Below are 16,314 nucleotides of genomic sequence, written 5' to 3' on the forward strand. Positions count from 1 at the left end.
GGTTTCCATAAACCCGCTACGATGTTAGAGTGATTTTATGACTCAAGAAAACGCACAGCAGATCAACCTTTTGAACTTTGCGGGAAGTAACGCCATAAATATCTCTGGCAGCAACGCGCAGAATACCGGAAACGGCGCTCAACAAAGCAATGACGGAAACAGCCCACAGAACGATACTCAGGGCAGCAATAACACGAACACCCAGAATAACGTACGCGACGTCATCATCGTCGGTTCCGGGCCTGCGGGCTACACCGCGGCCATCTACCTCGGCCGTGCGGGTTACAAGCCGCTCGTCATCGCGGGAGCCCTGACCCCTGGCGGTCAGCTCGTCAACACCACAGAGGTGGAGAACTACCCCGGCTTCCCCGACGGCGTGATGGGCCCCGACCTCATGGACAGCATGCAGAAGCAGGCCGAAAAGTTCGGTGCGGAAATCGTCTTCGACGATGTGGTGTCGGTCGACTTCGGCGACGGTTCGGATGCAGGCGCCATGAAAAGCGTCACCTGCGACCAGGGCGACGTCTTTAAGGCTCCGGCCATCGTGGTGACCACTGGTTCCAACGTGCGCAAGCTCGGCGTGCCCGGCGAGAAGGAATACTCCGGCAAGGGCGTCTCCTACTGCGCCACTTGCGACGGTTTCTTCTTCCGCGACAAGCCGATTGTGGTGGTCGGCGGCGGCGACAGCGCCTTCACCGACGCCGAGTTCCTGACCCGTTTTGGTTCTTCGGTAACTCTGATTCACCGTCGCGACGAATTCCGCGCTGCCAAGATTCTTGTGGACCGCGCCAAGGCGAATGACAAGATGTCGTTCATCCTCGATTCGGTGGTCGACAAGGTCAACGGCGAAGACGGCAGCGCCACATCCGTCACTGTTCGCAACGTTAAAACCGGAGAGACCACCGAGGTGCCGGCTTCTGGCGTCTTCGTGGCCATCGGCAACACCCCTGCCACCGGATTCCTTGGCGGGGCACTGAAACTCGACGAGAAGGGCTATATCAGCGTCGACGGCGCCTCCACCCGCACTTCCCTGCCGGGAGTCTTTGCCGCAGGAGATGTGGTCGACAGCGTTTACCGCCAAGCTGTTTCCGCCGCTGGTATGGGCTGCCGTGCCGCCCTCGATGCTCAGGATTATCTGGACAGCCTGGACAACTAAGACGGCCTCAAGTAAATTTGCTTTTTGTCTTGAATGCAACCAGGACATTCCAAAACGATGCCTTCCGATTTCGATTTCAATCGAATCGGGAGGCTTTAATTTTGCATGTTCGTAATTGAGGCATTGCCTTTCAAAAGCAGTGGAAGGCTTTTATTTTTAAATGGTTCTCAGCTGAGAAATTAACTTTCAAAAGTACAGGAAGGTTTTATTTTTATCGTTCTAAGCTACGACATTAACTTTCCAAAAATTATGTAATACTCTTATTTTTGTATAATTTCAATACAGCAATTCACCGATTCTTGGCTGACCTTGTTGACAAGAATCGAACTCAAATAAACGAAATCCTGCTGAGTAATTTGGCCTTTATACCATATGTTACTCGGCAGGATTTTTGTTACGTTGCTTTAATATTTTACGAACCTGTTTACACCCAGCCGTTTTGTTTCTTTTCGCTTTGCTGCGGGACCAACAGTTTCATGATGCGATCCATGTCTTCCTGCGACGAGAAGACGATTTCGATACGTCCACGATTTTTGCTGCCTTTAATCGCAACCTTCGTGTCGAAATGGTTTTCCAATGTGTGCTGGATTGGCGACTGTGCCCATGGATTGTTTTGCTGAGACTTCTGCTTTTTGCCACCGTCTTTGCCGTTGGTTTTCATCGCCACAATCTCTTCAGTGCTGCGCACCGAGAGACCTTCGGCGATAATGCGGTTCGCCAGCTTCTCCATTTCCTCCTCGTTGGGAAGACCAAGCAAGGCCCTGGCATGGCCAGCGGAAAGCACACCAGCCGCGACCTTCTTCTGCACGGAAGGCGGAAGATTGAGCAGGCGAAGAGTGTTGGCAATCTGTGAACGTGACTTCGAAACCGACTTCGAAAGCTGCTCCTGAGTGAGGCCGAAGTCCTCCATCATCTGCTGATAGGCAGCAGATTCTTCCAAAGGATTCAATGCCACACGATGCAGATTCTCAAGCAAGGCATCGCGAAGCATTTGGTTATCGCTGGTCGTCTTTACGATTGCAGGAATTGATTTCAACCCCGCAAGATGGGCAGCGCGCCAGCGCCTCTCCCCCATGATCAGCTCATACTCGCTGTTCATGTTCTGCTGCGGATGCCTGTTAATGACGCTGCTGTCAGACTCGGCCGAATTTGAGACTTTCTGATTCGCCGGGCGCTTTCGAACCACAACGGGCTGCAGAACTCCAACTTCCTTTAATGAAGCCGCAAGCTCTTTCAACTCGTCTTCATCAAAGATCGTTCTTGGCTGATTGGCGTTCGGTCCTATCTTGTCGAGATCCAGCTCGACCAAGTATCCGCCCTCGACAGGTTTCAGTTCACTGGTATTCGATTGCCCTGTTTTCTTATCCTTGGCAACTTCCTTGACCGAAGACTCGACTCCCTTGTTCTCGCCTTTAGCCGCCTTAATACGATTCGGCTTGTTCTCTGTAACTGATTTATCTGCTGTATTGGTTTTTTTATTTCCTACAGTGCTGCCAAAGAACAAATCACTGGGATGCGCTACTCCTTCTTTCAACGATGGCATGGCCAAGCGCCTTCTCGAAGAAGGTGACGATGTTTCACGTGAAACATTCTTTTTCACGGTTTTGTTCTTCGGCTGAACGCTACTTTTCACAGCGGTGGTTTTGGATGGAGTTTTTGCAGACTTTACTGTTCCGGCGACTTTCTTATTCGGTGTTTCACGTGAAACTTTCTTCGGCTCATTGCTGGTTACTTTTGCAGAAGAATCACTTGCAGTTTTGCCCGTTGCTGACTTTCGATCTTTAGCGGTTGTTTCACGTGAAACATTTCGTGACGGTTCCTTCTTTATCGGTTCCTCCGCAACTGCGGAAACAGCATTGGCATCCGGACTCGCCTTTTCAGATTCTCCAGGCAAAGCAGGGAATAGAGCACCAAGGCCTTTTCCTAAACGTGACTTCGATGCCATATCAGTTACTCCTCTGCTTTCTTTCTTCTAATGTCTTCAAAACCTGAGGCGACTTTCTTGCGATTTCCAGCGCGGCTTCTCGGTACGACACAGCCCCAGTACCACGAGGATCGTATTCGATGACTGTTTTGCTAAAACTCGGTGCCTCTGAAATCTTTACCGACCTGGGAATTGTTGTCTGCAAAACGATATTGGGATAATGCCCCTTAACCTGATCAAAGACCTCTTTGCTCAGCAATGTACGTTTGTCGAACATCGTGACAATCATCGTCGAAACCAAAAGTGTGGGGTTGTAGTGTTCCTGAACCAAGCCGATTGTCTGAATAAGCTGGCCAAGACCTTCAAGTGCATAATACTCAGCTTGTATCGGAATCAACACCTCATTGACGGCACACATCGCATTGATGACCAAAAGACCCAAGCTTGGCGGGCAATCAATGATGACAAAGTCATAATGTTTTCTCGAAGTCAATGCAAAACGTTCCAGCGCTTCTTTGAGCAAATCATTCCTATTGCTCAGATCCGCTACCTCAAGTTCAGCACCACTTAGATCAATCGACGAAGGAATAACATCCAAGGTCGGGAAAGAAGCAGAAGTCTTCTTCACGTCATCTATGGACTTACGACCTTCGAGAATGTCGTAGATGGAGGGTTCACCGGTATTGTGCTTGACACCCAGCGCGGTTGAAGCGTTTCCCTGAGGATCCATGTCAATAACAAGTACCTGCTCATGGGCAAGAGCTAAAGCAGCAGAGAGATTGACTGTTGTGGTCGTCTTCCCTACTCCACCTTTTTGATTGGCTACAGCGATGTAGCGTGTTTTTTTAGGCTTCGGAAAACGAACCTTATTCAATGCCTCATATCGTGACGAAACTTCAGCCATCTCTGAGCCTAGAGAATTGCTTTTACCGCCGAAGATACGTCTGATTGTTTCCGAGGCAGATTCCATATCAATCAACTCCCTACGACGATCCGCCGTGAATCACAGACTGTGGGATCAGCACAGCATATTATTGTTCTATTTCTTCTAGTTTCGTCATTCGTATGGACAGATTTCACATTTACTCACTTATCCACATCCTTGTGGATAAGTGTGCGTAACTTTTGTGCACAAGTTCAAAGTTGGAAAAATAGAGTCGGATAATCGTTGGAATTCGAGGCTTTCTGAAAACTTTGTGAAATACAACTAAAAATGTGGATAACTTTTCGAGTTGTGGAAAATGTGGATAAGTCGGTTTATAGCTACAACTTACCTTACATAATCTGCATATAGAAATCACAGAACTGCAAGGTCAGATATATAACAGGAACAGAATTCTTCAATAACAAATAAAGTTCGCATCAAAATGTTTCACGTGAAACAATAGACGACCAGTTATAAATCGACGTCGTCAATAATAAAAACGATAAAACGAAAGAACTGCAACAAATTACAAATGATATAACCCGAAAAATGTTTCACGTGAAACAACCGACCCATAGTAAAAAATCCAAATCTTCAAAAACGGAAACAAAAAAAGCAGTATCAGCAACAAATTGAAATCATATAACCTGTCAATTGTTTCACGTGAAACAATTGACAGTCACCTTATTATTCAAAGTCTTGTCATTTAAACGATATAAAGAAGTGTTAAAACTGATTCTTTTCTAGATTTTAAGAATTTTCACGTGAAACAATGCGTAATGGATTCTCAGGTAACTTAAAAACAAAAAACAATCATAGAGAACATTATCTGCAGAAAACTGAAGGAGGAAACATAATGAGGAATGTTTCACGTGAAACATTCCTCAAAACGATGAAAACAAACAGTCACTTCTTGTCGACTATGACGACATGAGTTGGTTCGAAACCGTCAGCAATGGGAGCTTCTAGAACTTGTGGGTTGCGTCCACCGTTCTTCTGAATCTCTTTAGCGGCTTTACGAACTTCAGCAGAAGCTGAACGACCTTTAAGAGCAATAAGTTGGCCTCCATGCTTCAGAAGGGGAAATGTCCAACCGCTAAGCTTGGTCATCGGCGCGACAGCTCTACTGGTGACTACGGCGAAAGGATGCAAGCTTCGATCGCGCTTCAATGCTTTGATATACTCCTCCGCCCTAGCACGAACAACTTGTACATTGCCAAGCTCAAGCTCGTCGACACATTCGTCGAGCCATTCTACGCGTCGCTCCATAGGCTCGATAAGTGTAACTTCGTGATCTGGCAAGCAAGCCGCAACTACAATACCGGGGAACCCGCCGCCAGTACCAACGTCAGCAACTGTCTTAAATCGCTCACCATCAGTGGAAGACTCAATAAATGGAACAATAGCGGCCGAATTGAGGATATGACGCTCCCAGATAATGTCTACATCGCGAGGACCTATAATACCCCGCTCTTCGCCTTCTTTGGCAAGCTTCTCTTTAAAGACTTTCATCTTCGGAAATACGTCACCAAATATATCCTGCAGTAGCGTAGACTGCTCAAGCGCTTCGTCTGTATGTATCTCTGTGTCCATCTCTACCCTATCTATTAAGAACAACTACCCAATCTACCAGAGACTTTGCACATGTGACGTTAAAACAAAAACAGCCATATCAGCACATTGATAAAAGAAACAGTACGAAGGGCAGAAATGTTCGGACTTAAGAATGATTAAGAGCGAAACTAACAAAAATGAAGAGGTCACAGCAATAAAACTGTGGCCTCTTCATCGCACAACATCAAATGAATTATGCGAAAACGACAGAAACCGAATCAGCGTTCTTCGTCCGGATCGGCTTCGTTGATATCATCAGAATCACGAACATCGTCATCTACGATTGTTTCACGTGAAACATTCTCAGGAACATCCTCATCCAAATCGTCATCATCGTCAAGATCGTCTTCAGCAGCACGAGCCTTCAAATAAATGGTGACATAACGATGCGGTTCCTCACCATGAGAGCGAGACTTGAGCCCTTCTTCACGTACGAGGTCATGAACAACCTTGCGTTCAAAGGAATTCATCGGGTCAAGATTAGCCGGTTCACCTGTCTCACGCACTTCGTCAATAACATCCAGCGCCAAGTCGCGCAGGTGCTGACGACGCTTCTTGAGGTAACCGTCAACATCAAGAATCAGTCGCGACCGGTCCCCTGTCTTCTGCTGTACAGCCAAGCGAGTCAGCAATTGTAATGCATCAACAACCTCGCCTTTGTGCCCGATCAAGTTCTTGATGTCCTCGTCGTCATCAGCAACAATCTGAACGGTTGGGCGCCCATTGCGCACACCCATCTCGATATCACCCTCGTAATCGGCGATATCCAATAGCCCTTCAAGATAGTCGGCGGCAATGTCAGCTTCGTCATTGAGCTGCTCAACCGTCTTTTCTTCATCACGTGACATATTCAACTCCTTAACCCGACGTATTGTCCTTAAGTTTAAACCATACCCGACCCCAAAAGTAATATAATACATCACCTAACGGGGCCGAGTCAAAGCCTTACTTCTTTTTCTTGCGCTTGCGCTTCGGCTGCTCACGCTGGAAGCCGTGCTCTTCGCGCAATTTCGCTTCCTCTTGGGCCTTCTGCAAGGCCTCTTCCTCGAGCGATATCTGGCCGGCCTTCTCACGACGCCTGTTCTCGTTGGTGTGGTCGCGCTTCTTCTTCTCGTCGTCAGCGCGGGAACCCGGCGTCGGGAACTCACGGACCTGCCAGAGCGAACGCAGCATGTTGCAGATGTTGTTGGTCAGCCAGTAAACGAGCACCGCGAACGGCATGGAAATGGCGGAGAAGATGTACATCAGCGGGAAGACCCAGGTCATCGCCTGCTGCATCTTGTACTGCGAGCCTTCCATTTGGGCCGGCGGCAGGTTCTTGCGCATGTTATTGAACTGCATATACCACATCGCCAGGCACATCAGCACGGTAAAGATGCCAATAACGACTTTGCCGGAAGCGTTGGCCATGCCAAAGGTGTTCGAAATCTTGAGCCCGAAAAGGTAGGTGTCGGCAAATTCCGAGGCCGTCGCTTTGTCGAAGGCGCCGAGCGTTCCGCGCGAGCCGTGCGCGATATACGGTATAGCGGAAAGCATATAGAACATACACATGAACACGGGGCCCTGAATGACCATAGGCAGGCAGGAACCCATCGGGTTGACCTTATTATCTTGGTAAAGCTTCATGGTCTCGCGGCTCATGGCCTCTTTGCTGGCCTGGTCCGTTTTGCCCTTGTACTTCTTCTGGATGTGCATCATCTTGGGCTGCAACGCCTGCATCCGGGCCATGGCCTTCATCTGCTTGACGTACATCGGCAAGATGATGGCGTGCACGACGAGCACGAGGAAGACGATGGCGAGAATCCACGAAAGCCCGCGCGACGGCAGGCCAATGAGGGTCATGAGCTTGTGGAACCAGTACATGATCTCGCTCATGAGCCATTCGATAGGCGTCAGGATCTTGTAGACCCAGCCGAACACGCCACTATCCAAAAGGAAGTGGTTGTAATCAGGATTGGTAAAGTTCATTAGGCCGTCTCCTTCACGTCTGAGGCCAATGGGGTCAGTCGCGGCTCTTCGTGAGCTTTGGACCAGGAAAATCTATAGAAAATCGAATAGTGTTGGGGCACGTCGTCGATGCCGCCGTTGCTCCACGGCCGGCAGCGCAGCAGCCGCAACAGCGCAAGCAGCCCTCCGCGTGCGGCGCCGTAACGGCTCACCGCCTGGATTGCATAGTTGGAGCAGGACGGATAATACTTGCAGCAAGGCGGGTTTCCGGCGGAAATATGGACCTGATACCAGCGTACGGCGGCAAGCATCGCGTGCGCGAAAACGGAACGGGAGGACTTAGAACGGGAGGACTTACCGGATTGAGAAGCCGGCACCCTCGTTCCTGCGATAACAGCGATATTCGTCGCTTTCGACACGCTTTCGGCAGTCATGATCGGTCACCCTGGCGGCTGCCGGTTTTGGGGCTTATACCATCGTTCATGCCATCACGATTTGCGCGGCTCTTGCGCCCCTGCCCCGCCGCCTTTCGGCTTACTGCGGCGAACAGCTCCCCTACTTGGGTATCCAAGGATGAGAAATCGGCCCGTGCGGCGCTCGGCTTGGCGCGCATGACGATATCGCAATGCTCCGGCAAACGGTCTTCATATGCGCGGGCCAAAACGCGAAAACGCCGCTTGACGTGATTGCGCGCAACGGCGTTACCGACGTTTTTGGACACAGCAAGCCCAAGGCGTCGCTCCGACATCTTCTGCCGGATCGCGTCTGCGGATACGGAACCACTCGTAGCTTCCTTAGCCATAGCTTCCATAGCCTTGCCGGTCGATTCTGCCTGTGCTGCGGCGGCGTGACGGCCATCGGCGTCAATGCAACAAGAATCGTCGTACACCAAAAAATGCACGACGATATCCTTTTCAGTGACTTTTCTGCGACGCTTCAGCACCCGGACAAAATCACGATGGCTTTTCAGCCGATCCATGCCCTTGCCGCCGATTGATCAGACAGCCAGGTTCTTGCGGCCCTTGGCGCGACGGCGGTTCAGCACCGCGCGGCCGGCACGAGTGCGCATGCGAGCGCGGAATCCGTGCTTCATGTGGCGACGGCGGTTATTCGGTTGGAATGTCCTCTTCATAATATGCTCCCGGTTTTCTTTTCAGCCATGCAAAAGCACGGCTCCTCATGAGTCAAGCTCTACCAAGTTACTCCTACCCCTAGTCTCAAGTCAAAACGACCGCCGAAACCGAGGCAACGCAAGGCAGCAACCATCCACATTTATTGTGGATAACTTTTGCGACACGCCCGGAATGTGCATAACCCCAAGCGTTCGACCACAGTGCCCTGTTTTCCCGCGCTAATCGCGCTTTTTCGTGTTCACTGGATAGCAACAGACATCAACAGCGAAGTTAAAGAGTGATTTGGAATCGAGGTCAAATGGTGTTACCTTGGAACGTTCGGCCGAAGGGAGTGACCTTCACCCATTCGGCCGGCAAACACGGATACAGCTTGGATGACGTAACCTATGCATGCACACACATGACAAAATACGACGAATTCCAGCGCCATGGCGAATCGTATATGAAACTTACCGGCGAATATCATGGCGATTCGCTTGTCCAAACCATCGAAGTAATGATGAGAATAGCGCGGAACGGTAGGCTCATTATATTCCACGTTAATGCAGAACAAGGCAATTTCTGGGCTAAAGACTGAAACGGAGACAGAAGTGTTCAAAAGAATCAAGGAACGTCACAATGACGAGAAATGGCACTGGGACGACAGCAAAGCCGTCGAATACACCGGCGAAGAAGGACAAAAGCACGTCGACGAAATGCTGATGAGGGTCACTGGCACCACGAACGTGGACGCCGCGGTGCAAACGATTCTGGAGGCCCCAGAGGAGGGTCCGAAGAAACTCGGCCATCATAGCAAGCAAATGCAATTTAAGCTACCGACTTGGCTACGCACACGCCTTGCCAAACCGAATCCTTCGGCATAGAAACCCAGCCTGAGAAGACCTGAGAAGAAAAATGTTCGAACGAATCAAGAAATACAAAAAGGACCGAGAATGGCACTGGGACGATAGCAAAGCCGTCATGTACACCGGCGAAGAAGCACAAAAGCAAGCCAACGCAGTGCTGATGTATATCACCGGTGCTCCTGACGCGGACACCGCGGTACAGATGCTGTTGGAAGAGGATGGCCAAAAGCCGAGCAAACGCCCCAAAAGACCACAGCTCAAAATTTCCAACACATTGCGACATATTTTGAGTCCCGATCTCCGCTACAGCGTGGAGCAGGACGATGATATTCGTAAAAACCAAACCGCAAGGGTGCGGCAGAAGCGGTGTCCAAGTTTTCCACCGCAAGCTTTTGTTATCAAGGACATAAAATGAGTTCAAATAAGGAAATATCCCTTATATTTCCTTATTTTACTATTTACGCTACAATTTCTGGCAGGTTGATTATCAGATTTTGCAGTGTACACATAATGAATACCGGTAATTTGCAGGAAAGAACAAATGTCAAATAGCCTGATGTTGGACGCAAGCGAGACGGGTCTCAATGACCCACGCTTCAAAAACAAGTCGGCTGATATCGATGACCTTATACATTTCATAGATGGAAAAATCTCTGACTTGCAAAAAAGTTCAAAGCATAAGCCGCGTGTCTTTGACCCCATGAACTCAGGTTCAGACCGCAATTGACGGTATCGTGTAGCATCGCACGATCCGACTATTCAAATCGCTCGGTCATTGGTGATGTGTGCGCTAATCAATCTACCAAGCGGTCACAAAAAGGTAAAAACTGTAAGCCTGCGGCCAGAATGCGACACGCCGATGAAGTGACGAATTCACTGGGTTTTGAGGACGCGTCAAATCCTTCCAAATGGTCATGAAATGTAAGGCAAAGTAGGACGGCAAACGTTCCACTTAGCTTCCGGAAACGGCGTCGGGCAACCTGATTCGCCATACGACCTTGGGTTGAATTTGGGCGTAAGACACCCTAATGTTTAATCAATAGTTTAGGTGTTGTGTGAAATCGCGGCGTAATACGAAGTCGCGTCTAGAAGAGTTTGAAGTTTTGAAGTAAAAGGGTGGGTTCCTTATGAGTGTCATTCACAGTCTAGTTGCACTGACATTGTGCATAGCCACGGGAATCGTACCCCCCCCCCGCAAAATGAACCGTCACTAAATAATCCGAATAATTCCAGCCCGGTCGCCGCTTCCAGCCAGGCTGCCACGGCCTCGGCTGCATCATCAACCTCGGCCATCGTCCCGGCCCACGGCCCCTCAACATCTTCCACAACTACTTCTTCGATCTCAGCCACCTCCGCAGGCACCACAGCATCTTCGACTTCCGCTGATGCCACCCAAAACAGCAACAGCCAAACTGGCAACGCCGCCAGCAACCCTGCCACCAATCAGGCCCAAAGCAGCGTCAACGCGCAAGCATCCAACAAGCCCACAGCCGGCCTCACCCACACCAACGCCGCCGCCACCCCCACAGCCAAACCCAAAACCCTAAGCGCCCTCACAGCAAAAGACTTCTCCAACGCGTCTAAGACCCTCGCCACATTCCAGCAAAGAATGAAGCAACCGAGCCGCCACAACGCCAACGACAGTCACCAGACCACACCAACCGCCGCCACCGAATCTAAGTCATCGGCAACCGGCACCCTGCCGCACGCCACAGCCACGCTGACCGCCAGGCAGAGCCCGGTCTCCCCGAAAGCCACCTCCCCACTGACACGTGAAACATCCGCAGTCGGCCCGCAAGACGAACCCATGGTCGGCCCGCAGTCCGAGAACCCGCGTCTCACCCGTCTCTACGCCGACCCAAACGATGACGGGCATCTCCAAATCAGCGGCGAAGCCGATCAGGTCTACTACCCGAACAACTGGGTCCACGTGGTCATATGTCCCACCGGGCTTATCGGTAACCCCTTCACCCAACCCGGCCCCGTCACAGGAAATGGCGACGTGCCTGCGGCTTGCAGCAACATCGAAACCTACACCGACGGGCACGCTGGCGGCTATACGGGCGGAGGCACGTTCACCTGGAGTGGCGACGAGGGACGTGGCAACTCCACCTGGACCACCCAAGACAGCGACTTCAAAGCAGGACCGGGCTATTACGACATCTGGGCCTACAACAGGAGCTGGGCCTGGAACTCCTATCAAAGTAACATCATCCGTTATGCCTACACCTGCAACCGCGCGTCAGCCACGAAGGTCACGCTCATCTACGACATGTCAAGCATGCCGGGAGCATCCACGCCATCCAGCGTGACGGTGAACACAAGCGCAAGACAGGCCAGAGGCCAACTCGCCTACGAGCCAGACCACCCTTCATGGCAGGTATTCGACGGCTGGACCTTCAACGGCGCCAACTACAACGCCGGACAAATCGTGACCTTCGACTGGCGTGCCAACGCCACATACACCGTCACTCCCCGCTGGCACCAGCCCACCACCGCGACGTTCAACTACAACCTCAACGGCATGTCCGGCAGCACACCCGGCTCCCTGCAGTTCAACACCACCTATTACGGCGGCTCGTTCACCCTCCCGAATCCACCCTCGCACCCCGACTGGCAGATCTTCGACGGCTGGAGCATCGACGGCTCCAGCTACAACCCCGGCCAGACCTACACCTACGCCGCACACGACAACGGGACCCACACCGTCACCGCACGCTGGCACACCCGCTACGACACCGTCACCATCCATTACGACATGGGCGCCACCGGCTGCAACAAGCCGCCGGACCAGTCCGTCGACAGCACCTACTACACCAACACCAGCCTCGCAGGAACCCCCTCCACCTGCCCCGCACACACCGCCTTCGACGGATGGACCATCAACGGATACAACTACAACCCCGGCGGCATCTTCACCTACCCCCAGCACTACACCGCCACCTACACCGCAACAGCCCGCACCCATACCGTCCAGGCACCGACCGGCCTGACCGCCGCCTACCACATCGCCGGCACCGTCACCCTGTCCGGCACCAGCAACGTCCAGTCCGGCGACAAGATCACCGCCTGCATGACCGAAGGCACCGGCGACACCGCCTGCCAGCCAGCCATCACCGCACCCGCCAACAACAGCGCATGGCAGTGGACCATCACCTTCCCGGCCGGCGACTACACCACCCGCTACGGCATCGGCCGCCAGCACCACTTCACCGCCAAACTCACCAGCAAAAACATCGACAGCACCCAAGCCGACCTGCAGGGCACGCTCCCATGGATGACCGTCAGCTACAAGCACGGCGAAGGCGCCACCGGCACTATACCCGACACCAACGCGCTGACCGACACGGCCACCGGCAAGGCCACATTCACCCTGCCCGACAAAGGCACCATGACACCGCCCGCGCACGCGTTCCCCGACTTCACCGGATGGACCGACGGCACCACCCTCTGGCAGCCCGGCAGCAGGGACATCCCCACCAACACCACCGGCGCATCCACCGACGCAAACGGGCACACCACCCTCACCCTCACCGCCCAATGGCACACCGTCACCGCACCCACCGGCGTGACGGTCACATGGAAGCATGACATACGCTACGGCAATCCCGGGGTTGTGTTCACGGCCTCGGGCCTGCCGACAGCGGCGACCGGCTGGCAAATCCGTTACAAGCCCAAGAGCAGCCAGTCCTGGTGGACCTCGCCCAGCGACAAGATGGCACCCACCGACACTTACGAGACGGAGAACTTCGACTTCACTCCCGGAAGCACGTGGACCGTCCAACTGCGCGACGTGGCCAAGGACGGCAACGGCAACACCGTCACCAGCGACTGGAGTCCTGAGATCACCGGGATCCTGCCCTGGATGGATGTGACCCTGCTGCCGGGCGGCCAGCAGCCCGGCGACACCACGGTTGGCCATGCCAAGGGCTTGGTCGACCAGGTCGAGCATAAGGGGTACGTGACCTTGCCGGCCGGCGTAGGGACCGTGCCTGCCGGCATGGCGTTCCAATCAACCGGCGGGTGGACCACCCGCCCGGACGGTTCGGGCAGCGCCTACGACATAGGCGCCGCCGACATTCCCACCAGCATGGGCGCGGCCGGAAGCGACGGCACGGTCTTGCTGACCCTGTACGCCCGGTGGAGGATGGCGACGCAGGCGCCCGCGCGCGGCCAACCGTGTGCGAGTGTGGCGGGTTGGGCGCAGTGGGGCACATCGGCCGGCGCGATAGCGGGCGTGGGCGACGCGGCCCACCCGCAGGACACGGGCGCGGTCTGCTATGCCATTGAGGGCACGACCCTGCGCCTGACCGGCGGCACCAGCCCGGCCTACGAAGACCCCGACGGTGTTCCCTGGGCGTCTCGAAAGGCCCTCATCACTAAGATCAGCGTCGAGGGCGACCTCACCCTTGACGGAAACAGGATAGTCTATGCCGGGGCGCCATTCCGTCGCATGACGCTCCTCAGCGACTTCACGATCATCCCAGCAGGAAGACTCCGCCTGACCGGTCAGGCGGCCGGTAGTCTTTTCGATAGCGATGGGGCGCTGCTTTCCCTCGATGTGACCCGTTTCGACATTGCCGCCGCCCAAACGCTGGACTACATGTTCTCCAGGTGCGCCAGCTTGGAATCAATCACGGGACTGGAGTCATGGAAGACGGACAACATCACCAACATGTCGTCCATGTTCAACGGCGACGGCCAACTGACGGACGTGTCGGGCACCGCCGGCTGGAACACCGCCAAAGTGGATTCCATGAAATACATGTTCTCCGGCTGTGACAGTCTGGTCGACCTGGACATGAGCCAATGGGTGACCAGCCAGATGGACGGGTACGGCCTGTCCCAGCTGATGCCAAAGAACCTCAAACGCCTGCGACTCGGGCCCAACACAAGAATCGCCCGCTCGACAGGCTACGACGACGCATGGGTCTACATATCGGCCACCCACACCTGGCACCGATGGGACTGGCCCAAAGACCACCACCCCGTCGACGGCGGCGCCGTCACCGACCCTGCGGGAACAGCCACCAACGGCACGCTGGACGCGTTCGAGTCGCGCGCCGCCTCCTCGGACCCGGCCGGCACCTACATCCGCGACGACGTCACCCCCACCTGGACCGACCTCACCTACAACCTCAACGGCGGCGCCGGAGACGCCAGCCTGCCCACCGCCGTCAGCACCACCGATAGCACTGGCCTCGCCATCGACACCACCTTCAAGGACGGCGAATACGCCACCGCCAGCCCCACCCACATCACCGGCAACAAACCCCACCAACTCTTCCAAGGCTGGGCCATCGACACCACCAACATGACCGGCGGCACCGCCACCATCAACAACCACACCATCACCGCGGCCAAGGGAGCCGGCGGCGTGGCAACCGTCACCGCCCAATGGACCCCGGCCCCCCAGGCCATGCCTGGCACACTGGCCGTGTCCGTCACCCCGAACACCACCGACCAGGGCGGCGTCAGCGTAAGCGTCACCGCCACGCTCGATACGGCCATGCCCGCCATCGACGCCGCCAACGGCGACCCGGCCAAACCCGCCGTAGACGCCGGCGGCACGGTCAAGGTCTGCGCCAAACCCAGCAGCCAGAACGACGACTACTACAGCGTGCAATGCCAGGCCAAGGCCAGCACCACCGCGGGAAGCCAGACCATCACCCCCGACCCGCTGCAACTGCCCGGCACCGCCCAACTCGATGGCAACACGGTCTCCTTCCCCGCACCCGGAGAGCAATACACGCTGGCTGCCACCTACACGCTCACCGACCCCCAGACCCGCAACCAAATCGACTCCACCGCCACACAAGCCGGAGGCGGCTCCGTGACCGGCACCCTGCCCTGGGCCGACACCTCCTTCGACACCAACGACTCACACGGCGGCACCGGCACCGCACCCGACGACGCCAAGTCGTTCGTCGACACCGCCAGCGGCAAGGCCTGGGCCTCCCTGCCCAACGCCACCAACACCATGACCCCCGAACACACATTGTTCGCCGGATGGTCCGCCACCGCGAGCGCCGCCAACCCAGACACCGGCATGGGCGACCCCGCCAACCGCAACATCCAGCTGCCCGCAACCACGGGAGCCACCGAGACCCAGACCACGTTGTATGCAATCTGGCACAAGCTCACCGCACCCGACGTCTCCGTCATCAAGCGCAACACCCTGACCAACACCGTCACCATCCAAGGCACCGCCATGCCATGGCAGGCCGGCGAGACCGTCAGCATCAAAATCGTCCCCCTCGACGGTCAAAACGACGGCACCATCCTCGACAACCAATGGCACACCACCGACATGGACCCCGTCGGTCTCAACAACGGCAGCTACCAACACCCCTGGAGCATCACCCTCACCGAGGACCAGCTACCCGTTCGCGGACGCTACCGCATCGACACCAGACTCAACGGAGAAGACACCCCATGGCGCGCCGCACCACACACCGTCTACGCCGAAAGCTCCTCCTCACCCATCACCCTCACCGGCCTCTACAGCCACGCACTCCCCCTGACCGGCGGGCAACGCACCATGCTGATCGTCGCCCTCGCCCTCCTGTGCGTACTGCTCACCGCAGGCAGCCAGCTCGCCCGCAACCGCAGACGCTGGCACCACCAATAATCAAAGACTTCCCGCCCGGCCGTACCCAACCAACCGGCCAAGGACGGGAACCCAACCGGGTGCCGGCACGGGACCAACACACCAACAACCAACCCCGCGCCGGCACCCACCCAACACAACCAACGAGCAAAACAATCGC

12 protein-coding genes are annotated in these 16,314 nt (G+C 54.7%); 4 read left to right on the forward strand and 8 right to left on the reverse strand.

Going from position 1 to position 16,314, the window contains the following annotated elements; genetic code table 11:
* The first annotated feature begins 37 nt into the window (after positions 1-37).
* The gene (gene trxB / locus OZX62_RS09865; protein WP_277176002.1) at positions 38-1,156 is read left to right on the forward strand and encodes a thioredoxin-disulfide reductase; all 1,119 of its coding nucleotides are present in this window, start codon (positions 38-40) and stop codon (positions 1,154-1,156) included.
* 424 nt (positions 1,157-1,580) lie between these two features.
* Here trxB and OZX62_RS09870 read toward each other — a convergent pair whose 3' ends face one another.
* The 8 genes from OZX62_RS09870 to rpmH all read right to left on the reverse strand — a co-directional run bounded on the left by OZX62_RS09870 (position 1,581) and on the right by rpmH (position 8,698).
* The gene (locus OZX62_RS09870) at positions 1,581-3,101 is read right to left on the reverse strand and encodes a ParB/RepB/Spo0J family partition protein (RefSeq protein ID WP_277176003.1); all 1,521 of its coding nucleotides are present in this window, start codon (positions 3,099-3,101) and stop codon (positions 1,581-1,583) included.
* A gap of 1 nt (position 3,102) precedes the next feature.
* A complete protein-coding gene (locus OZX62_RS09875) occupies positions 3,103-4,050 on the reverse strand; it encodes an AAA family ATPase (RefSeq protein WP_277176004.1) in 948 nt (315 codons plus the stop codon).
* Between the two features lie 861 nt (positions 4,051-4,911).
* On the reverse strand, positions 4,912-5,598 hold the full coding sequence (rsmG, locus tag OZX62_RS09880) for a 16S rRNA (guanine(527)-N(7))-methyltransferase RsmG (protein ID WP_277176005.1): 687 nt from the start codon (positions 5,596-5,598) through the stop codon (positions 4,912-4,914).
* A 239-nt stretch (positions 5,599-5,837) separates the two neighbouring features.
* A complete protein-coding gene (locus OZX62_RS09885) occupies positions 5,838-6,467 on the reverse strand; it encodes a R3H domain-containing nucleic acid-binding protein (protein WP_277176006.1) in 630 nt (209 codons plus the stop codon).
* A gap of 97 nt (positions 6,468-6,564) precedes the next feature.
* Complete coding sequence (yidC, locus tag OZX62_RS09890; RefSeq protein ID WP_277176007.1) at positions 6,565-7,587, reverse strand: membrane protein insertase YidC; 1,023 nt, start codon at positions 7,585-7,587, stop codon at positions 6,565-6,567.
* Positions 7,587-7,877 carry a membrane protein insertion efficiency factor YidD gene (yidD, locus tag OZX62_RS09895; protein ID WP_277159430.1) on the reverse strand — a complete coding sequence of 97 codons (291 nt, stop codon included), beginning with the start codon at positions 7,875-7,877 and terminating at the stop codon, positions 7,587-7,589. The genes yidC and yidD overlap by 1 nt, the downstream gene beginning before the upstream one ends.
* A gap of 119 nt (positions 7,878-7,996) precedes the next feature.
* On the reverse strand, positions 7,997-8,545 hold the full coding sequence (rnpA, locus tag OZX62_RS09900; protein WP_277176008.1) for a ribonuclease P protein component: 549 nt from the start codon (positions 8,543-8,545) through the stop codon (positions 7,997-7,999).
* Between the two features lie 18 nt (positions 8,546-8,563).
* Positions 8,564-8,698 (reverse strand): 50S ribosomal protein L34, encoded by a 135-nt coding sequence (gene rpmH, locus OZX62_RS09905; RefSeq protein ID WP_277145976.1) that lies wholly within the window; start codon positions 8,696-8,698, stop codon positions 8,564-8,566.
* 591 nt (positions 8,699-9,289) lie between these two features.
* Here rpmH and OZX62_RS09910 point away from each other — a divergent pair.
* From OZX62_RS09910 to OZX62_RS09920, 3 genes are all read left to right on the forward strand, one after another.
* A complete protein-coding gene (locus tag OZX62_RS09910) occupies positions 9,290-9,562 on the forward strand; it encodes a hypothetical protein (RefSeq protein ID WP_277176009.1) in 273 nt (90 codons plus the stop codon).
* A 31-nt stretch (positions 9,563-9,593) separates the two neighbouring features.
* Positions 9,594-9,959, forward strand: a complete 366-nt coding sequence (locus OZX62_RS09915) for a hypothetical protein (protein WP_277176010.1) — start codon at positions 9,594-9,596, stop codon at positions 9,957-9,959.
* 747 nt (positions 9,960-10,706) lie between these two features.
* Positions 10,707-16,175: a BspA family leucine-rich repeat surface protein gene (locus OZX62_RS09920; protein WP_277176011.1), complete on the forward strand. Its 5,469-nt coding sequence runs from the start codon at positions 10,707-10,709 to the stop codon at positions 16,173-16,175.
* The last annotated feature ends 139 nt before the right edge of the window (positions 16,176-16,314 follow it).

Origin of the sequence: Bifidobacterium sp. ESL0690 (assembly GCF_029392315.1) — a bacterium.
Lineage (GTDB): Bacteria > Actinomycetota > Actinomycetes > Actinomycetales > Bifidobacteriaceae > Bifidobacterium.

What these genes read in the sequence shown, in the direction of transcription:
- OZX62_RS09915 (WP_277176010.1), top strand. Translation starts at nt 9,594, where the DNA reads ATGTTCGAACGAATCAAGAAATACAAAAAGGACCGAGAATGGCACTGG.
- yidC (WP_277176007.1), bottom strand. Translation starts at nt 7,587, where the DNA reads ATGAACTTTACCAATCCTGATTACAACCACTTCCTTTTGGATAGTGGC.
- rpmH (WP_277145976.1), bottom strand. Translation starts at nt 8,698, where the DNA reads ATGAAGAGGACATTCCAACCGAATAACCGCCGTCGCCACATGAAGCAC.
- OZX62_RS09875 (WP_277176004.1), bottom strand. Translation starts at nt 4,050, where the DNA reads ATGGAATCTGCCTCGGAAACAATCAGACGTATCTTCGGCGGTAAAAGC.
- rnpA (WP_277176008.1), bottom strand. Translation starts at nt 8,545, where the DNA reads ATGGATCGGCTGAAAAGCCATCGTGATTTTGTCCGGGTGCTGAAGCGT.
- OZX62_RS09885 (WP_277176006.1), bottom strand. Translation starts at nt 6,467, where the DNA reads ATGTCACGTGATGAAGAAAAGACGGTTGAGCAGCTCAATGACGAAGCT.
- yidD (WP_277159430.1), bottom strand. Translation starts at nt 7,877, where the DNA reads ATGCTTGCCGCCGTACGCTGGTATCAGGTCCATATTTCCGCCGGAAAC.
- OZX62_RS09870 (WP_277176003.1), bottom strand. Translation starts at nt 3,101, where the DNA reads ATGGCATCGAAGTCACGTTTAGGAAAAGGCCTTGGTGCTCTATTCCCT.
- trxB (WP_277176002.1), top strand. Translation starts at nt 38, where the DNA reads ATGACTCAAGAAAACGCACAGCAGATCAACCTTTTGAACTTTGCGGGA.
- rsmG (WP_277176005.1), bottom strand. Translation starts at nt 5,598, where the DNA reads ATGGACACAGAGATACATACAGACGAAGCGCTTGAGCAGTCTACGCTA.